The organism is Variovorax humicola (assembly GCF_037889915.1).
Lineage (GTDB): Bacteria > Pseudomonadota > Gammaproteobacteria > Burkholderiales > Burkholderiaceae_C > Variovorax > Variovorax humicola.
This window is the reverse complement of record NZ_JBBKZV010000002.1, coordinates 234757-253031: the sequence shown is the minus strand read 5'-3', so window position 1 is coordinate 253031 and position 18275 is coordinate 234757. Positions and strand designations below refer to the sequence as shown.

Below are 18275 nucleotides of genomic sequence, written 5' to 3'. Positions count from 1 at the left end.
ATGGGCGGCAAACGCAAGGGCGTCTGCCCTCCCGAGGAGGGCAAATTCGCCCCCGGATCGCTTCAAGGATCGCTTCAATATTCCGGAGCCGGCTGGAGATCCATGATGATCGGCCCTCCTTGCCGGCAGTGCTCAGCGTGTGTTCAAGTTGGCATGATCCCCCACGATCAGCAGGACCACGATGCCCAAATCCCCATTCGAACCCGGTGACCGGCCCGACAACTCGGGCATGCGCAAAGGCCTCACCAGCTACGGCGACCAGGGCTTTTCGCTCTTCCTGCGCAAGGCTTTCATCAAGGGGGCAGGTTTTACCGACGCGGCGCTCGACCGACCCGTGATCGGCATCGCCAACACCGGCAGTGCCTACAACCCGTGCCACGGCAACGCACCGCAACTCATCGACGCGGTGAAGCGCGGCGTGATGCTGGCCGGCGGCCTGCCGATGGAATTCCCGACGATTTCCATCCACGAGAGCTTTGCCGCGCCGACCAGCATGTACCTGCGCAATCTCATGTCGATGGACACCGAAGAACTGGTTCGCGCGCAGCCCATGGACGCCGTCGTTCTCATCGGCGGTTGCGACAAGACGGTGCCGGCGCAGCTCATGGGCGCGGCGTCGGCGGGCATTCCGTCGATCCAGCTGATCACCGGCTCGATGCTCACCGGCAACCACCGTGGCGAGCGTGTCGGCGCGTGTACCGACTGCAGACGCTATTGGGCCAAGTACCGCGCTGACGAGATCGACGTGGAGGAGAGCGTCGACGTCAACAACCAATTGGTGGCCAGTGTCGGCACCTGCTCGGTGATGGGCACGGCCAGTACGATGGCGTGCATTGCCGAGGCGCTGGGCATGACGATGCCGGGTGGCGCTTCTCCACCCGCGGTAACGGCGGACCGCATCCGCATCGCCGAGCAGACCGGCAGGCAAGCTGTGCAGATGGCGCGCGACCGCCTGACCATCGACAAGATCCTGACGCCCGAGGCCTTCGAGAACGCGATGACCGTGTTGCTGGCGATCGGCGGTTCGACCAACGGTATCGTGCACTTGACGGCGATCGCAGGCCGCATGGGCCTCGAGATCGATCTGGCCGCGCTCGACCGCATGGGCCGCAACACACCGGTGCTGCTCGACCTGAAGCCTTCAGGCCAGCACTACATGGAAGACTTTCACGGTGCCGGCGGCATGGCGACGTTGCTGCGTGAGCTCAAGCCGCTGCTGAAGCTCGGCGCCATCACGGTGACGGGCCGCACGCTGGGCGAAGAGATCGAACGCGCCGGCCCCGGGTTCAGGCAGGACGTGATCCGCCAGGCCGCCAACCCGATCTATCCGCAGGGCGGCATCGCGGTGCTGCGCGGCAACCTGGCGCCGGGCGGCGCGATCATCAAGCAGTCCGCGGCCGACCCAAGGCTCATGGAGCACGAAGGCCGCGCCGTCGTCTTCGAGAACATCGAGGATCTGGCGGCGCGCATCGACAGCGACGATCTCGACGTGACCGCGCAGGACATGTTGGTGCTGAAGAACATCGGCCCGAAGGGCGCGCCCGGCATGCCCGAAGCGGGCTACATCCCGATCCCGCGCAAGCTCGCACGCGCCGGCGTGAAAGACATCGTGCGCATCTCGGACGGCCGCATGAGCGGCACGGCGTTCGGCACCATCGTGCTGCACGTCACGCCGGAATCCGCCATCGGCGGTCCGCTGGCCCATGTGCGAAACGGCGATCGCATTCGCCTGAGCGTGGCCAACCGCGAAATTGCGCTGCTGGTGCCGGACGACGAAATGGAACGCCGCGCGAAAGAGTCGCCGGTGATCGAGCCGACCGCCGGGCGCGGCTATCGCAAGCTCTTCCTGCAATCCGTGACGCAGGCGGACAAGGGCGTTGACTTCGACTTTCTGCGTGCGGAAAAGATGGTGGGGAAGGCGCCGCGCGAGGGTTGACCCGGAGAGCGACGGTTGTCGTCGCGATATGATCTACGGAATACAACGCTCGTGAAAAGTTCTCGTGTGGGCAGCATTCACGGTCCAAGGTCCGCGCCAGTCGATACCCTCGATCCCCCTCATTGGAGTCGCAATGAAGATCAGCGCACGCAACGTCCTCGCTGGAAAAATCCTCAAGATCGTCCGTGGTCCGGTCTCCACCGAAGTCACGCTCGAGATCGCACCCGGCGTCGAGATCGTCTCGACCATCACCTCCAACTCGGCCGAAGCCATGAAGCTGGTCGAGGGCGCCAAGGCGTACGGCGTCATCAAGGCGTCGAGCGTGATGGTCGGTACCGACTGACCCTGCCGGTCGATTTTTCAGCCGTGCCGCAGGCACATGCGGAAGGCTGGTTTCGCCGGAGCCTCTTGCGCCGCGTGCGCGAGCAGGGCTGCTGCAAAGCACGTCACGCTCGCGGTACGCAGCGGCAGGAATGGCACCTCGTGCCGGGCGCACAGCCGCTTGAGATTGGTCACCGAGTCGTGATCGACGCAGTCCACCGGAAACACCACGATCTGCGCGCCGACCAGCATGCCCTTGCTCTCGCTGGTGGATTCGGCCACCTCGTCTTCGCAGCAAACGACCCGCCGGTATGCGTTCGGCACCGGGCCGATGGCAAGGCCTGAAGAGCGCGACAGATTGAGGGCGAAGGATGCTGACATGAATCGGACGCTCCATCGAACCCGGAGAAGAATCGCGCAAGCCTGCCACGGATTGAAGGCCGCGCGATATGTTTTGGTGGATATTACGATAACTGGGCCGGTTCCAGTTGCCGCCACTCCTCGTCGGTGACAAGCCGCGAGCGCGTGAGGAAGGGACGCCCCTCCGGCCCCTCGAGCAATCGAAGGACGACATTGTCCGGCTTCATGCGAACGCGGCGCTGCTCGGCAGCCCGCGCGAAGGTTAGCTCTGGTGGTGGCAACTGCAGCACCCTCTATCGGCACCTCGAGAGATTTACCCTGTCGCTCGGCTTCGGGGTAACCTGCGGTTCCCACGAAATCCTGCCTTCACGCCGACATGCCCATTGCCCCTGCGAAATCCGCGAAGATTGCGGGATCTGCAAAATCGCCTTCCATCAAGCCCGTCGTCCGCTTCCGCATGCGCATCACCGCGGGCGACACCATTGCGATCGGTCCGGGCAAGATCCGCCTGCTCGAAGCGATCCTCGAGACGGGCTCGCTCACGGCTGGTGCGAAGAGCATCGACATGTCTTACCGACGCGCCTGGATCCTGATCAACGAACTCAACGGCGCGTTGAAGAAGCCGGCCGTCGAATCGGCCAAGGGTGGGGAACACGGCGGCGGCAGCGTGGTCACAGACGTGGGCCGGCGCCTGATCGCGCACTACCGCAACATCGAGGCGACAGCGACGGCTGCCTGCAAAGCCGAGATCCGCTCGATGACCAGCCTGCTGGCGGTCGTCGACGCCTGATTGGAACGGCCCTTTTGATTGCAAAGGAATTGGCATGACGGATGTACACGGTGACAAGACGCGCCTGCCGGCGGCGGCGGTGGTGGAGCAGGTGCTGAAATGGAAAGACGCCGGCGCCGGCGTGGCGCTGGCCACGGTGGTGAAGGCCTGGTCCACCGCGCCACGGCGCGCCGGCACGCAGATGGCGGTACACGAAGACGGCACCCATTTCGGAACCCTGTTCGGCACGAGTGTCGACACGCTCGTGGTGTCGGCAGCGCTGGGCGCGCTGGCAGAGGGCAAGGACGCGATGGTGAACGTGTCGGTCGACGACGCCACCGCCTCGGCCGCGGGCATGGCCTGCGGTGGCGCGCTGGAGATCCGGCTCGAATGCATCGGCAGCGGGCAGGGTGCCCAGGTCGGCGTGCTACGCGAAATGCTCGAAGCGCTGCACAGCGGGCACAGCGTCGTGTTGTGCACGGCGCTGTCCGATGGGCGTCGCTTGCTTATCTCGGGCGACGGGCCTGCCTCGGGCGCGTGGGCGAGCGAGGCGCACAAGCGGGCGCGAATGGACGACACCGCCATCGCGCTGGTGGACGGGGAGGAGGTGCTTTTCCAGGTGTTCAATGCGCCGCTGCGTCTTTTTGTGGTGGGCGCGGTGCGCACCGCGCGCGCCTTGCGCGATGCCGCGCAATTGCTGGGCTTCGAGGTGACCATCATCGACCCGCGCGCCGAAATGGCCGGCGGGCCACAGTTCGTCGGCGCGGCGATGCTGGTGGGCGACGTGGCCGCGACGATGCGCGACCTTCGGCTCGACAGCCGGTGCGCGGTGGTGGTGCTGGCGCATGCGCCGGAGATCGACGACCCGGCGCTTATCGAAGCCGTTCGCAGGAACGTCTTCTATATCGGGGCGCTGGGGAGCCGCAAGTCGCATGCGGCACGGTTGGCGCGGCTGGAGCAGGCCGGCGTGCTGGCCGAACAGAGCGCCAGGATCCATGGCCCCGCCGGCCTGGATATCGGTGCGATCGGGCCGGCGGAGATTGCGGCGTCGATCGTCGCCGAGATGGTGGCCGTGCTGCGCAAGCCGCGCTAGTGCGGCACCGCGATGCCCAATTGGTGCACACCAAGTACCGTGGCTCGCCCCGCGTCACGGCGCACTGAAGTGCAACGTTTCCCCGGAGGCGGCGTGCTTGGGCGCACATCTAAACTCGCCCGGTTCCATCCAAAACCCGAGACATCCATGAACATCACGCGCCGCAATCTCGTCACCTCGGCCGCCAGCGCCATTGCCATTCCGACCCTCGGCATTCCGGGGCTTGCGCTGGCGCAGAAGGCTCAGTTCACGCTCAAGTACGCGAACAACCTGCCGGTGACGCATCCGTTGAACATCCGGGCGAAGGAGATGTCGGCGGCGATCGCGGCGGAGACAAACGGCCGCGTCGACATCCAGATCTATCCGAGCAGCCAGCTCGGGTCCGACACCGACACGCTGAGCCAGGTGCGCTCGGGAGGGGTTGAATTCTTCACGCTGTCGGGGCTGATCCTCGGGACGCTGGTGCCCGCGGCATCGATCACCGGCGTCGGCTTCGCGTTCGACAACTACGACGCGGTGTGGAAGGCGGTCGACGGCGAACTGGGCGCACACGTCCGCAAGGAAATCGAGAAGGCCGGCCTGGTCGTGATGGAGAAGAACTGGGACAACGGCTTCCGCCAGATCACGTCGTCGAGCAAGCCGATCCAGACCGCGGACGATCTCAAGGCTTTCAAGATCCGCGTGCCCGTGGCGCCGCTCTGGACATCGATGTTCAAGGCCTTCGGCTCCGCGCCCGCTTCGATCAACTTCAGCGAGGTCTACACCGCGCTGCAGACCAAGGTGGTGGACGGGCAGGAAAACCCGATGGCGGTGATTTCCACGGCCAAGCTCAACGAAGTGCAGAAGTACTGCTCGGTGACCAACCACATGTGGGACGGCTTCTGGTTCCTGGCCAACAAGCGGTCGTGGGAGAAGCTGCCCGAGGACGTCCGCACCATCGTCGCCAAGCACATCAACGCGGCTGGGGTGAAGGAGCGCGCGGACGTCGCCGAACTGAATGCGACGCTCCAGAAGGAACTGGCCGCCAAGGGCATGGTCTTCAACGAGGCGAAGTCGGACTCCTTCCGTGCCCGGCTGCGCGAGGCCGGCTTCTATTCCGAATGGAAGGGCAAATTCGGCGACGAGGCCTGGGCGATCCTCGAGCGCAGCACCAAGAAGCTGGCGTGAGCGTGGTGGCAGACGGCGCGATCGAAGGTGCGCAAGGGGAAGACCCGCACCTGCATGCGCCATCCACTGCGATCCAGGGGCGCCCGTGGGTGGGCCGGCTCGACGGCGCGCTTGGCCTGCTGGTCGAGGTACCCGCCGCAGTGCTCGTGCTGGCCGAAGTCATCGTGCTGTTTGCCGGGGTCGTTGCGCGCTTCGTGCTGCATGCCCCGCTGGTCTGGTCGGACGAGTTGTCGTCCATTCTTTTCCTCTGGCTGGCCATGTTCGGTGCCGCGGTCGCGCTGCGCAGGGGCGAACACATGCGCATGACCGCGGTCGTCAGCAGCGCCGGGCCGCAAGGCGCCGCGCTGCTGGAGGCCGTTGCCACGGGCGCATGCCTGGTCTTCCTGGCCATGGTGCTGTATCCGGCATGGGATTTCGCATCCGAGGAGGCGGCGGTCACCACGCCGGCACTCGGCATCTCCAATGCATGGCGTGCCGCGGCATTGCCGGTGGGGCTCGCGTTGATGACGCTTTTTGCGGTGCTCAGGTTGCTGAAGTACGCCACTTTCAGGCACAGCGTGCAGGCGCTCGTCGCCGTGGGCGCGATCGCGTTCGCTTTCTGGCTGTGCAAGCCGCTGTTCGAGGACCTGGGGCGGCTGAACCTGCTGGTCTTTTTCGTGGGCGTGGTCGCCGGTTGCGTGTTCGCCGGGATTCCGATCGGCTTTGCCTTCGGCCTGGGAACCTTCGGCTACATCGCGCTTGCCACCGACGCGCCCTTGCTGGTCATCGTGGGCCGGATGGACGAAGGCATGTCGCACCTGATCCTGCTGGCCGTGCCGCTGTTCGTATTCCTCGGGCTGCTGATCGAGATGACGGGCATGGCCCGTGCAATGGTCGCGTTCCTGGCCGGTTTGCTGGGCCATGCGCGTGGCGGGCTGTCCTATGTGCTGGTCGGCGCGATGTATCTCGTGTCCGGCATCTCCGGCTCGAAGGCTGCGGACATGGCGGCGATCGCGCCGGCTCTTTTTCCCGAGATGAAGCAGCGCGGCGCGGACGATGGCGAGTTGGTCGCGCTGCTTGCCGCCACCGGGGCGCAAACCGAAACCGTTCCGCCCAGCCTGGTGCTCATCACGATCGGCTCGGTGACCGGCGTGTCGATCGCGGCGCTTTTCACCGGGGGATTGCTGCCGGCGCTGGTGCTCGGGCTGTTCCTGTGCGGCGTGGTCTGGTTTCGCTATCGGCAGGAGGACCTGAGCCATGTCAAGCGCGTGACCTGGAAGGAAGTCGGCAAGCTTTTCGCGATTGCCGCGCCTGCGTTGGCGCTGCCGTTCGTGATCCGAGCCGCGGTGGTGGAAGGGGTCGCGACCGCGACCGAGGTCTCGACGCTGGGCATCGCCTATGCCATCGTTGCCGGGCTGCTGGTGTACCGGCAGTTCGACTGGAAGCGGCTCGGCCCGATGCTGGTGGCAACGGCTTCGCTGTCCGGCGCCATCCTGTTCATCATCGGCACGGCCACCGCGATGGCCTGGGGGCTGACGCAATCAGGCTTCTCTCGCTCGCTGGCGGAAATGATGGGGTCGCTGCCCGGCGGCGCACCGATGTTCCTGGCGGTGTCGATCGTGGCGTTCGTGCTGCTCGGCTCCGTGCTCGAAGGGATTCCGGCCATCGTATTGCTCGGCCCTTTGCTGTTTCCGATTGCGCGGCAGCTTGGCATCCACGAAGTGCACTACGCCATCGTCGTGGTGCTGTCGATGGGTCTCGGTCTGTTCGCGCCGCCGCTGGGCGTCGGGTACTACGCGGCCTGCGCCATCGGCCGCGTCAACCCGGACCGGGGCATCCGTCCGATCGTGGGCTACATGGTCGCCCTGTTGTTGGGCACGATCCTCGTGGCCGCCGTTCCCTGGTTGTCGATTGGTTTTCTTTAAAGGCGAAAGCGAATGAACGCAGCAAAGATCGAGCAGCACGATGATCGTCCGGCCATGCCGGTGGCCGTGGTGACGGGTGGGGCGCGCGGCATCGGGCTGGCCATTGCCAGATGGTTCCTGGACCACGCGCACCGCGTTGCGCTGCTGGACATCGACCGCGTCGAACTGTTCAAGGCGGCGGCGGGGTTGCGCGAAGCGGAACGCGTGCTGCCGATCCAATGCGATGTCTCGAACCCGGCGCAAGTGCAGGAGGCTGTGGAGCGAGTCGAATCGCAGTTCGGCCGCATCGACGCGCTGGTCAACAACGCTGGTGTCGCGGTGTTCAAGACCATCGGGACGACCAGCTTCGCCGAGTGGCGTCACGTGCTGTCGACCAACTTGGACGGTGCCTTCCTCTGCTCGCAGGCTTGCGTGCCGGTGATGCTGAAGACGGGTGGCGGCGCCATCGTCAACATCGCGTCCATCTCGGGCTTGCGGGCCAGCACGTTGCGCGTGGCCTATGGCACCAGCAAGGCCGCGCTGATCCAGTTGACCAAGCAGCAGGCCGTCGAACTCGGGACGGTCGGCATCCGCTCCAACGCCATCGCGCCCGGGCCGGTGGAAACGGAGATGGCAAAGCTGGTTCACTCCGTAGCCATCCGCGAGGACTACTACGACACCATTCCGCTGGCCCGATACGGCACGGTGGAAGAAATCGCGTCGGCCGCCGGTTTTCTCTGCAGCAAGGAAGCGGGCTATGTCAATGGACAGGTGCTGGCCGTGGACGGCGGTTTCGAAGCGTCGGGTGTGGGCTTGCCGACCTTGCGCCGGAACGCGGAGGCGCAAGGCAAGCCGGCGTAGTAGCGGCCGTAGCAGCGGCCATCCGGGCCCGGCCGCTGCGTCAATCGCTCACTTCATGTTGCGTAATTTCACGAAAGCAAGCCCCGCCATCACGGCGTCGTTCAGCGCATCGTGCGCATCGCGCAGCGGCAGCCCGAGATCCTTCATGATCGTCGAGAAGCGCAGGTCGATCGTGCCGCCGCGCTGAGGCGCGGGCAGCTGCCGGTTCTTGTAGTCGTAGTACATCGCCGAGACCTCGATCTTCGGCTGCGGGAGGCGCACGCCGAGCATGGGCCAGATCTCGCGGTTGAGCATGGCGACATCGAACTCGAGGTAGTAGCCCACCAGCGGCCGGCTGCCGATGAAGTCCAGCAGCCGGCGCATCGCGTCGGCGGGCGCCATGCCCATGGCGACGTCCTGTTCGCGCAACCGGTGCACGCGCACGCTCTCGCTCTTCAAGGCGCGCTCGGGTCGCACCAGCAGTTCGAGGCGCTGGCTGGTCAACAGCCGATTGCCGACGATGCGCACCGCGCCAATGGAAATGATCTGGTCGCGCCGCACGTCGAGGCCGGTGGTCTCGCAATCCAGCGTGACCCATTCCTCCTGGGGTGGTGCGTCGTACATGAAGGAAAAGCGCGTATCGGCCAGGTGATAGAGCATCCAGCGGCGGCGCACCGCATCGAGCCAGCGCGGCGTCATGCCATTTCCAGGTGGAACTGGTGCCGCACCAACACCTTGAAGCGCTTGACGACAGCCAGCGCATCCCTCAGCAGATCGCGCTCGAGGCTGCTCATCTGCCCGGTCGGGATGGCGCCGCTGACCGCATGGCCCGCGTCCAGTTCGGCCAGGCCGGCCGCCAGCTTGAGGCCCATCATGAAATGCAGGCTGTCGGCCAGGTCGTTCGCAAGTTCCTGCGACAGGCGGCCGAGTGCGACCAGGGCGTCGAGCCGGGCCGCCGTGCCGGTGGCTTGCACATGGTCGCGCAGGGCAAGGCTGCGCACGCCGTGCACGATCGGAAAGATGCCCGCCTTCTTCAGGTCGATTGCTTGTTTGTCGTGCTCGCCGAGGAGCAGGCGGTTCCACCAGCCGCCGCCTGCGTCGGGGAACGCATCGACCGCGGCGGCGAAGCGGCCGAGCCATGCGTCGTCGGCCGCGACGAGCTGATCGATCCCGGCCTGCACGCCTGCGAGCAGCGCAGCGTCGCCGGCCACGGCATGCGCGTCGATGAAGATGGCGAGCGCCATCAGGCCGTTGGCGTCGGGCTGCCGCAGCCAGTGGCGCACGACGGCCGCGAACTCGCTCGCGCCGCGGCGCCAGGCCGGGTTGCTGACCATGATGCCGCCGGGGCAGTCGGGGTAGCCGAAGTCGCGCAGCGCCGCGGAGAAGCGTTTGCACGCCGCTTCGACGACGGCGGGATCCACGCTGCAACCGTCGCGCAGGATCAGCCCGTTGTCCTGGTCGGTCTTGAGCAGTTGCTCGCCGCGTCCTTCGCTGCCCATGACGAACAGGCAGCTGTCGGCCAGCAGGTCGGGCGGGGCAATCAATTGCCACGCGCGCTCGAACAACTTGGCGTTGAGCGCCTGCACCAGGCTGCCGATCTGCCCGACACGGGTGCCGCCGCGGTACAGCAGGGCGACGAAGCGCGTGATCTTCTCTGCCTCCGCCCGCAGGGCATCGAGGTCTTGCGCCCGCACGATCTGCACAGTGATCAGGTAGGAGTGGTTCGACAGGAAGCTCAACAGGTCGAGTTGTTCCAGCAACCCGACGATGCGCCCGTCCTGCGATACGACCAGCCGGTGTACCTGGTGCTGGATCATGAGTGCCAACGCATCGAACAGCGGGGCGGCGGGCGCGATGCTCACCAGCGAAAACGTGGCCAGCTCACGCACCGGCCAGCCTGCCAGCGGGCGGCCGTCGACCACGGCGCGCTGGAGACCGGTGTTCGTGAAGATGCCGAGCCGCTCGCCGTCGCGAACCAGCACGCTGCTCGAATGGTTCGCCTGCATCACCCGGGCAACTTCGACGATGCTGGCGGCACCCTCGACCACATGCGCCGGTCGCAGGAACGCGTCTTCGACGCGCGACATCGCCAGTGCCTGCATCTCGCGCTGGCCGTGGCGCTGGGACAGGGCGCCGAGCTTGTTCGACAGGTCGGAAAACAGCAGGGCGCCAAATCCCGCGTTGCGCGCGATCAGGTCATTGACGGTCGCCTTGGCGAGCTGGTAGGCCAGCACCTCTTCGGCCGCGACGAAGCGGCTGCTCGCGCGTCCGGCCACCAACGCACGGCCGTCGAAGCAGTCGTTGGGGCCGTAGCTGGCGATGGCTTCGTTGCCGTCGAACTGCGAAACGTGGCCCTTGATGACGACGAACAGGTGCAGCGGCTCCATGCCGGGCGCCAGCAGCGTCTCGCCCGCGCGGAAGTAGGCGATGTCGACGCTGTCGCGAACCATTCCCTGCTCGGCGGCATCCAGGCAGTCGAAAGGCGAGGCCGTGAAGTCGAACGCGTTGGGCATGCTGCCGATGATCGCGCCGTTTGACGTGGTTGTCAGTGCCCGGACCGCCGGCTACTGCGCAGCGCCATCGCGCTCGCGTCGCCACGCGCCGGGCGGCTTGCCGACGACACGCTTGAACGCACGCGCAAACGCAGCTTCGGAGTCGTAGCCGACATCCAGTGCGACGGCCGCAACGGTGGCGCGCGTTTCGAGCAGCATGCGCGCCGCCGCCTGCATGCGCCACTGCGCCAGGTACTGCATGGGTGCCACGCCGACCAGTTGCACGAAGCGGTCGTGCAGTGCCGAGCGCGACAAGCCCACCAGGCGGCCGAGTTCGTCGACGGTCCACTCCCTCGACGGCTGCTCGTGCATCAGCGCGAGCACGCGGCCGACGAAGCGGTCGCGCAGGCCGGCGAGCCAGCCGGCGCTCTGCGCCGGCAGGTGGTCGGCATAGCGGCGCACCGCATTGACGAACATCATCTCGCTCATGCGCGCCAGCATGGCCTCTCCGCCGGGGCGCTGCGCATGCGACTCGGCCACGGCCTGCTGGGTGAACTTCGCGATCCAGGCATCGTCTTCGCTGGCGCGCAGATGAAGAAGGCGCGGCAGCGCGTCGATCAGCGGGTTGAAGGGTTGGAGGTCAAGGCCGAGGAAGCCGCATACGATGTTGACGTCGGCATCCTCGCTTTGCTGCGTCGCTGGCGGCAGCAGGACGTTGCTGCCGTTGTAGGCCACGCGCAGCGGCAACTGGCCCGCCGCCTCCACGCCGGGGAACCAGCTGAAATCGCCGTCGCCGCGCATGCCCGGCGCGCTCGACACGACGTGCGCGTCGCCGTGCGGAAACATCACGACGTCGCCGGCAAACAGTTGCACCGAGGGTCCGCCAGGAATGCCGGCCCAGCAGCTGCCCTGCGCGATTGCGTGGTATTCGATGACGTGGTCGACGCCGCGCATCAGCATCGGCACGAGTTCCTTGGCGGAAGGGGCTTCGGCGGCCCAGTCGCTGTTGCCGCTGATGTTGAAGAACACGGCACCGCGCAGGCGCACGCCGCGCAGCACGTCGGACAGCGTGTCGTGGCTCATGCGCAGATCATCGCGGCGTTTCGATCAAGTCGCGCGGACATCCGATCAAGCCGGCGGGCTGCACGTGCACAACGACGGATTCGCAATCAAGTGCGGTGGACGCGCGGTGAAGCGCGCAACGAGGCGAAGAAAAAAAATGGTGGCACCCGTCGAGAACCCATCGCGGTGGCTTGTTCTTCAACACGTTCGTCACAGGAGCACCTCATGCAATCAACGACCTACCTTACGCTGGACAAGGACGTCCGGCAAGTGTCTCAGCTCGACATTGCCGCCTTCGCGGCGCAGGTCAGCGGTGGTGTATTGACGGCCGCGGATGCGACGTACGACGAGGCGCGCAAGGTCTGGAACAGCACCGTCGACCGTCGCCCGGCGCTGATCGCGCGGTGCCTGACGGACAGCGACGTGCAGGCCGGCGTGCGCTTTGCCGCCGCACATCGCATGCTGGTGAGCGTGCGCGGCGGCGGCCATCACATCGCGGGCAATGCGGTGGCGGAAGGCGGGCTGATGCTGGACATGTCGGGCATGCGTTCGATCGACATCGATGCAGAAAAGCGCACGGCGCGTGTCGGCGCCGGCGCGCTGCTGGGCGATTTCGATCGCGCGGCACAGGCGCACGGGCTGGCCACGCCGCTCGGCATCAACTCCACGACCGGCGTGGCGGGGCTCACGCTGGGCGGTGGCTTCGGCTGGCTGACGCGTCGCTACGGCATGAGCATCGACAACCTGAGGAGTGCCACCGTGGTGACGGCCGATGGCGCCAGGCGCGTGGCATCGGCCACCTCGCAGCCGGATCTGTTCTGGGCGCTGCGCGGTGGCGGCGGCAACTTCGGCGTGGTGACTTCGTTCGAGTTCCAGTTGCATCCGGTCGGCCCCGAGCTCTACAGCGGCCTGGTCGTCTATCCGTTCGCGCAGGCCCGCCAGGTGATGCGGGCATGGCGTGACTTCACGGTCGATGCGCCTGATGAACTGAGCGTGTGGGCGGTGCTGCGCAAGGCGCCGCCGCTGCCGTTCCTGCCGGAGTCGGTGCATGGCAAGGAGGTGGTGGTGCTTGCGCTGGTCTACAGCGGCAGCCTCGACGAGGGCGAGCGCGCGGCGGCTGCGGTAATGAAGTTCGGCGACCCAGTCGGCGTTGCGGTGGGGCCTACGCCTTATGCCGGCTTTCAGACCGCGTTCGATCCGCTGCTGACGGCAGGCGGGCGCAACTACTGGAAGTCGAACAATTTCAGCAAGATGAGCGATGCGGCGCTGGATGTCGTCATCGCGTCGGCCGCCTTCCTGCCGGGGCCCGAGTGCGAGATATTCATTGCACAGCTCGGCGGCGCGATGGCGCGCGTGCGACCCACCGCCACGGCTTTCGCCGGCCGCGACGCGCACTACATCATGAACCTGCATGGCCGCTGGTCCGACCCCCAGGACGACGACAAGGTGCGCGCCTGGGCTCGCCGCGCTTTCGAGGAGGCCGCGCCGCATGCCACCGGAAGCGGGTACGTCAACTTCCTGACGGAGGACGAGGCCGAGCGCGTCAGCGCAAGCTACGGCGTCAACTACGCGCGCCTGCAGGAGGTCAAGCAGCGCTTCGACCCGGACAACCTGTTGCGCATGAACCTCAACATCGCGCCGGCGGCGCCTCCACATCGGCGGGTGGCGATATGACGAGCGTCGACGCCCGCGGATGCCGCATCACCGGCGCCACGCCCGCAGGCCTTGCCGCTTTCGAACGCGCGGTCGCCGCCTTCCAGAACTGGCGCACTGGTGCCGATGCCGAGGTGGACCTCGCCCTGCAGGAGGCGCCGGGCCTGGTGATGGCGCATGTGCTGCGCGCCTGGCTGCTCCTGTGCAGCCGCGACCCGCAGCGCGTGCGGCTGGCCCGGCCGGTCTTTGCGTGCGCGGCCAGCCTGCCGTGCAGCCTTCGCGAGCAGCGGCATCTGGCCGCCATCGCCGCGGTGCTGGGCGATGACTACGAAGGCGCCAAGTCCGCACTGGGCGCGCTGCTGAAGCTGCACCCGCGCGATGTGCTGGCCTTGCAGGTCGTGCATGCGCTGGACCATGTCACCGGCGACATGGCCGCGATGCGCGAGCGGGTGTCCGCCGTGCTGCCGGACTGGTCGTATTCCATGCCCGGCTATCACGCGGTGCTGGCCATGCATGCGTTCGCGCTGGAGGAATGCGGAGACTACGCGCGTGCCGAGGAGGCCGCCCACGCCGCATTGAAGGCGAATGCGCTGAACGCGCGCGCGCACCATGCCCTGGCGCACGTCTTCGAGATGACCGACCGTGCCGACGACGGCGTGCAATGGATGAACCGGCACATCGATGCATGGGGAAAGGACACGGTGGTCGCGACGCATTGCCGGTGGCACCTGGCACTGTTCCATCTGGCGCGCGGCGAATTCGATGTGGCGCTGGCGCTGTACGACCGGTACATGCGGGCAGGGTCGGGCGATATCGCCGACCTGATCGACGCGGCCGCCTTGCTGTGGCGCGCCGAACTGGCCGGCGGCGATCCGGGGGTGCGCTGGGCCGAACTCGCGCAAGCGTGGGAGCCGCGCATCGATGACGGCTTCTGCAGTTTCAACGACCTGCATGCAACGCTCGCCTTCGTCGGCGCGCGCGACTGGGGCAGGGCGCACCGCCTCGAACAGTCGCTGTCCCATGCGCAGCAACTGCCCACGCGGCACGGCGAGACCACGCGGCAACTCGGCCTGGCCTCGTGCCGCGCGCTGATCGCGTTCGGCACGGGCAACGATGCGCTGGCGATCACGCTGCTGGCCAGCCTGCCCGCGACGGCGCACCGGCTCGGCGGCAGCCATGCGCAGCGCGACGTGCTGCACCTGACGCTGCAGAAAGCCGTCGAGCGCATGCGACGCCCGGCCCGGAGGCCGCGCATCGGCGAGGCACTTGCGTGACTTCGCACATGCACGTATCGCCATAGAATTTTTGCGACCACTCCGGACCCGACCATGACCCAGCCCTTCGCCGAATCCCCGTTCCTCTGCGGCCCGCTGCGCAAGCCGCGCCAGATGCTGGCCGACCAGCGCTACGACGGCCACAAGTCCATCCACGACGACGCCATGGCCGAGGGGCTCGGCCTGCGGGCAGGGCCGATCGAAGGGCCGACGCACTTCAGCCAGTTCGATCCGCTGCTCTACAAGGTGTTCGGCCAGGCCTGGTTCGAGACGGGCTGCATCAGCGCGCACTACCAGAACATGGTGGTCGAGGGCGAGGAGGTGCGGGCGTTCGTCGAATCGACGCCGTCGCAACCACGCTTCGTGCGCATCTGGGCCGAGAAGCGCGACGGCACACCGGTGCTTACCGGCTCGGCCTCCGTGGGCGATGCGAACGGCCTGCCGCACGAGATCCGGCAGCGCATCGCGAAACTGCGCCCGGCCACGGGCCTGGTGATCAACCGCGACCTCAAGGTGGGACAGCGCGGCGCGGTCGTCGAGAAGATCCGCATGGGCTTCGACGATCACATGGGCGACCACTATCCGTTCACGCTGGCCGACAAGCTCGAGGTGATCACCGAGCCATGTGCCTGGTATTCACGCGATACCGGCAACCAGTCGCCCTGGGGTCGGCCGATCATCCCGACGGAGATGATCAGCGTGCTGCTCGGCTCGACCTCCGCCGAGTCCGGGCTGAGCGGGCGCAGGCCGGCCGTGGGGCTGTTCGCGGGCCAGGAAATCCGCTTGCTCAAGGGGCCGCTGTTCGTCGACCAGCCCTATGAACTGGAGCGCGAGATCATCGCGCTCAGCGAAAGCGCCCGGACCGAATCGGTCTGGGTGCGAACCCGCGTTTTCGATGCCGCCTCGCGCGAACTGGTGGCCGAGATGATCCTCAACGGCGCGGTGATGAAGGCCTCGTATCCGGCCTACGAGGACGAGGCCCGCGCGCTGGGCCTCGTCGCCTGAGCCTGGACCGCTGCCGCTACTTCTTGCGGCCGTATTTCGCCGTGAACGTGGCGGAGCCGATCTTGTTCGCGTTGACCATGTAGCCGACCAGCGCCGCGCTGCCGTCTGCCGGTATGTCGAGCTTGTCGGTCTTCAGCGCAAAGACAGTGAAGACGTAGCGGTGCGGCTTGTCGCCGGGCGGCGGGCAGGCGCCGCCGAAGCCCGGCGCGCCGAAGTCGGTGCGGCCCTGCACGCTGCCGGCCGGCAAGCCCTTGCCGTCGGCACCGCCCGCGCCTTCGGGCAACTCGTTGGCGCTGGCCGGAATGTTGTAGACCACCCAGTGCCACCAGCCCGAGCCGGTTGGTGCGTCCGGGTCGTACACCGTCACGGCGTAGCTCTTGGTGTCCTTCGGTGCACCGCTCCATTTCAGCGTGGGCGAAATGTTCTTGCCGGTGCAGCCGAAGCCGTTGAAGACCTGTGCGTCCGACAGCATGCTGCCGGGCTTGATGGTCGGGCTGGCGAGTTCGAAGCCTGCGCTGTGGGCGAGCGTTGCGCCGGCCGCCAGCGCGGCGGCGAGGGAGGTCGAGCGCAGGGTGGAGCGGAGTGTCATTGCCTTTCCTTTTTTTCGGAGTCGCGAGGAGCGCCATCATGCGCGGGACGGCGAGTCTTGTCATTCGGCAATGGCGCTGGGGGCCTTCGTTCCTGGCAAGTTGGTGAACTTGCCTTTCATGCGTGCGATGGCGCTTGCGTTGCGTTCAATACGAGCCCGCGGGACACTGGCGTCCCGCCGTGCCGGTGAAGGGCGAGCAGAAGATCCGCTCGCCTGCCGCCGCGCGTCCCGCCCGCCTGCAAATTCGACTGCTTCAACGCCGAGGATCGCACCATGTTCACCCGTCTCAAGGCGACGTTTCGCTATTTCAACGGGGCGGTGCCGTTCCGGCTCGGACCCGCACTGATCACCACGGCCGTCCTGGGGATCCTGCTGGTGATTCCATGTCCCGAAGGGCTCACACCCAAGGCATGGGGCCTGGTCGCGATCTTCCTGACGACGATCGTCGCGATCATTCTCAAGGTCATGCCGATCGGGGTCATGGCCATGATGGCGATCGTGATCGTCTCGTTGTCGCAAGTGACATCGGACTCGTCCAAGGGCGCCATCGCCGATGCACTGAGCAGCTTCGACAGCCCCCTGATCTGGTTGATCGTGGTGGCGATCTTCATATCCCACGGCCTGAAGAAGACGGGCCTGGGCAGCCGCATCGGCTTGATGTTCATCTCGCTGCTGGGAAGGCGCACGATCGGCATCGGCTACGGCCTGGCCGTCTGCGAGTTGGTGCTGGCACCCTTCACACCCAGCAACACCGCGCGGGGCGGCGGCATCGTGCACCCGATCATGCGGTCCATCGCGGCCGCCTTCGATTCGGATCCGGACAAAGGCACCGAGGGCAAGGTCGGCACCTACCTGGCGCTCGTCAACTACCATGCCAACCCGGTGACGTCGGCGATGTTCCTCACCGCCACCGCGCCCAACCCGTTGGTGGTGGACTACATCGCCAAGGCAACGAACCAGAGCCTGAATCTGTCCTGGACGGCATGGGCCCTGTGCATGCTCCTTCCGGGCCTGGCATGCCTGCTGGTGATGCCGCTCGTGATCTACCTGCTGTCGCCGCCGCAGTTGAAGGTCACACCCAACGCGGTGGAATACGCGCGCAGCGAACTCGCGCGGATGGGCCCGCTGGCGCCGAAGGAGAAGGTCATGCTGGGCACCTTCGGCCTGCTGCTCCTGCTGTGGGCCAACGTGCCGGCGATGCTGCTGGGGCCGGCGTTCACGCTCGATCCGACGGTGGTCGCGTTTCTCGGCCTGTTCGTGCTGATCATCACCGGCACCATCGACTGGAACGACGTGCTGTCGGAGAAAAGCGCCTGGGACACGCTGGTGTGGTTCGGCGCGCTGGTGATGATGGCCGAGCAACTGAACAAGCTTGGCGTGATCACCTGGTTCTCGGAGGCCATGAAAGACGCGATCGTGGCCAGCGGCATGGGGCGGCTGTCCATCGCCGCGACGCTGGTGCTGGCCTTCGTTTTCTCCCACTACCTGTTTGCCAGCACCACGGCGCACATCAGCGCCATGCTGCTGGCATTTCTCTCGGTAGGGGCACAGCTGATCCCGGCCGGCTACGTGGCGCCTTTCATGTTGATGATGGCTGCCGGCTCGTCGATCATGATGACGCTGACGCACTATGCAACGGGCACCTCGCCGATCATCTTCGGCAGCGGTTTCGTTACGCTGGGCAATTGGTGGCGCGTGGGCTTCGTCATGTGCATGGTCGAACTGCTGATCTTCGCCACGATCGGCGGTCTGTGGTGGAAGGCGCTTGGGTATTGGTGAACGGGAGGTGAACGGGACGTGCCATGGCGCAGGCGAGCCGGTCAGGCGCTGG

At 66.6% G+C, this 18275-nt stretch carries 16 protein-coding genes; 11 read left to right on the top strand and 5 right to left on the bottom strand.

From position 1 onward, the window contains the following. The first annotated feature begins 181 nt into the window (after positions 1 to 181). Together WKW80_RS04940 and WKW80_RS04935 are read left to right on the top strand one after the other, a co-directional pair. Complete coding sequence (locus WKW80_RS04940; protein WP_340362433.1) at positions 182 to 1936, top strand: IlvD/Edd family dehydratase; 1755 nt, start codon at positions 182 to 184, stop codon at positions 1934 to 1936. 133 nt (positions 1937 to 2069) lie between these two features. Beyond that, the gene (locus tag WKW80_RS04935) at positions 2070 to 2279 is read left to right on the top strand and encodes a TOBE domain-containing protein (RefSeq protein ID WP_340362432.1); all 210 of its coding nucleotides are present in this window, start codon (positions 2070 to 2072) and stop codon (positions 2277 to 2279) included. Positions 2280 to 2296: 17 nt separating this feature from the next. Here WKW80_RS04935 and WKW80_RS04930 read toward each other — a convergent pair whose 3' ends face one another. Beyond that, on the bottom strand, positions 2297 to 2638 hold the full coding sequence (locus WKW80_RS04930; protein WP_340362431.1) for a DUF2325 domain-containing protein: 342 nt from the start codon (positions 2636 to 2638) through the stop codon (positions 2297 to 2299). Positions 2639 to 3074: 436 nt separating this feature from the next. Between WKW80_RS04930 and WKW80_RS04925 the strand changes: the two genes are divergently transcribed. The 5 genes from WKW80_RS04925 (at position 3075) to WKW80_RS04905 (ending at position 8390) form a co-directional block, all read left to right on the top strand. Continuing rightward, positions 3075 to 3407, top strand: coding sequence for a winged helix-turn-helix domain-containing protein (locus tag WKW80_RS04925; RefSeq protein ID WP_340362430.1), 333 nt, complete (start codon positions 3075 to 3077; stop codon positions 3405 to 3407). A 34-nt stretch (positions 3408 to 3441) separates the two neighbouring features. Beyond that, the gene (locus WKW80_RS04920; RefSeq protein ID WP_340362429.1) at positions 3442 to 4479 is read left to right on the top strand and encodes an XdhC family protein; all 1038 of its coding nucleotides are present in this window, start codon (positions 3442 to 3444) and stop codon (positions 4477 to 4479) included. A 147-nt stretch (positions 4480 to 4626) separates the two neighbouring features. Continuing rightward, entirely contained in the window at positions 4627 to 5646 is a 1020-nt protein-coding gene (locus WKW80_RS04915; protein WP_340362428.1) for a TRAP transporter substrate-binding protein, read from the top strand. Positions 5647 to 5696: 50 nt separating this feature from the next. Beyond that, positions 5697 to 7550, top strand: coding sequence for a TRAP transporter large permease (locus WKW80_RS04910; RefSeq protein WP_422822858.1), 1854 nt, complete (start codon positions 5697 to 5699; stop codon positions 7548 to 7550). A gap of 12 nt (positions 7551 to 7562) precedes the next feature. Further along, positions 7563 to 8390, top strand: coding sequence for an SDR family NAD(P)-dependent oxidoreductase (locus tag WKW80_RS04905; RefSeq protein ID WP_340362427.1), 828 nt, complete (start codon positions 7563 to 7565; stop codon positions 8388 to 8390). Positions 8391 to 8438: 48 nt separating this feature from the next. Here the strand turns inward: WKW80_RS04905 and WKW80_RS04900 are convergent, their stop codons facing one another. From WKW80_RS04900 to WKW80_RS04890, 3 genes are read right to left on the bottom strand one after another with little or no spacing between them, the layout of a single operon-like run. After that, positions 8439 to 9068: a 3'-5' exonuclease gene (locus WKW80_RS04900; protein WP_340362426.1), complete on the bottom strand. Its 630-nt coding sequence runs from the start codon at positions 9066 to 9068 to the stop codon at positions 8439 to 8441. Then, positions 9065 to 10882 (bottom strand): DUF294 nucleotidyltransferase-like domain-containing protein, encoded by a 1818-nt coding sequence (locus WKW80_RS04895; protein WP_340362425.1) that lies wholly within the window; start codon positions 10880 to 10882, stop codon positions 9065 to 9067. Before WKW80_RS04895 ends, WKW80_RS04900 begins: the two co-directional genes overlap by 4 nt. A gap of 51 nt (positions 10883 to 10933) precedes the next feature. Next, entirely contained in the window at positions 10934 to 11944 is a 1011-nt protein-coding gene (locus WKW80_RS04890; RefSeq protein ID WP_340362424.1) for an AraC family transcriptional regulator, read from the bottom strand. 204 nt (positions 11945 to 12148) lie between these two features. Between WKW80_RS04890 and WKW80_RS04885 the strand changes: the two genes are divergently transcribed. The 3 genes from WKW80_RS04885 to WKW80_RS04875 are packed head-to-tail and all read left to right on the top strand — an operon-like array spanning position 12149 to position 15855. Then, the gene (locus WKW80_RS04885; protein ID WP_340362423.1) at positions 12149 to 13597 is read left to right on the top strand and encodes an FAD-binding oxidoreductase; all 1449 of its coding nucleotides are present in this window, start codon (positions 12149 to 12151) and stop codon (positions 13595 to 13597) included. Then, a complete protein-coding gene (locus WKW80_RS04880) occupies positions 13594 to 14850 on the top strand; it encodes a tetratricopeptide repeat protein (protein WP_340362422.1) in 1257 nt (418 codons plus the stop codon). Before WKW80_RS04885 ends, WKW80_RS04880 begins: the two co-directional genes overlap by 4 nt. A 54-nt stretch (positions 14851 to 14904) precedes the next feature. Then, positions 14905 to 15855, top strand: coding sequence for a hypothetical protein (locus WKW80_RS04875; RefSeq protein WP_340362421.1), 951 nt, complete (start codon positions 14905 to 14907; stop codon positions 15853 to 15855). A 16-nt stretch (positions 15856 to 15871) separates the two neighbouring features. Here the strand turns inward: WKW80_RS04875 and WKW80_RS04870 are convergent, their stop codons facing one another. Continuing rightward, on the bottom strand, positions 15872 to 16444 hold the full coding sequence (locus WKW80_RS04870; protein ID WP_340362420.1) for a YbhB/YbcL family Raf kinase inhibitor-like protein: 573 nt from the start codon (positions 16442 to 16444) through the stop codon (positions 15872 to 15874). Between the two features lie 273 nt (positions 16445 to 16717). Between WKW80_RS04870 and WKW80_RS04865 the strand changes: the two genes are divergently transcribed. Further along, positions 16718 to 18223 carry a DASS family sodium-coupled anion symporter gene (locus tag WKW80_RS04865; protein WP_340362419.1) on the top strand — a complete coding sequence of 502 codons (1506 nt, stop codon included), beginning with the start codon at positions 16718 to 16720 and terminating at the stop codon, positions 18221 to 18223. The last annotated feature ends 52 nt before the right edge of the window (positions 18224 to 18275 follow it).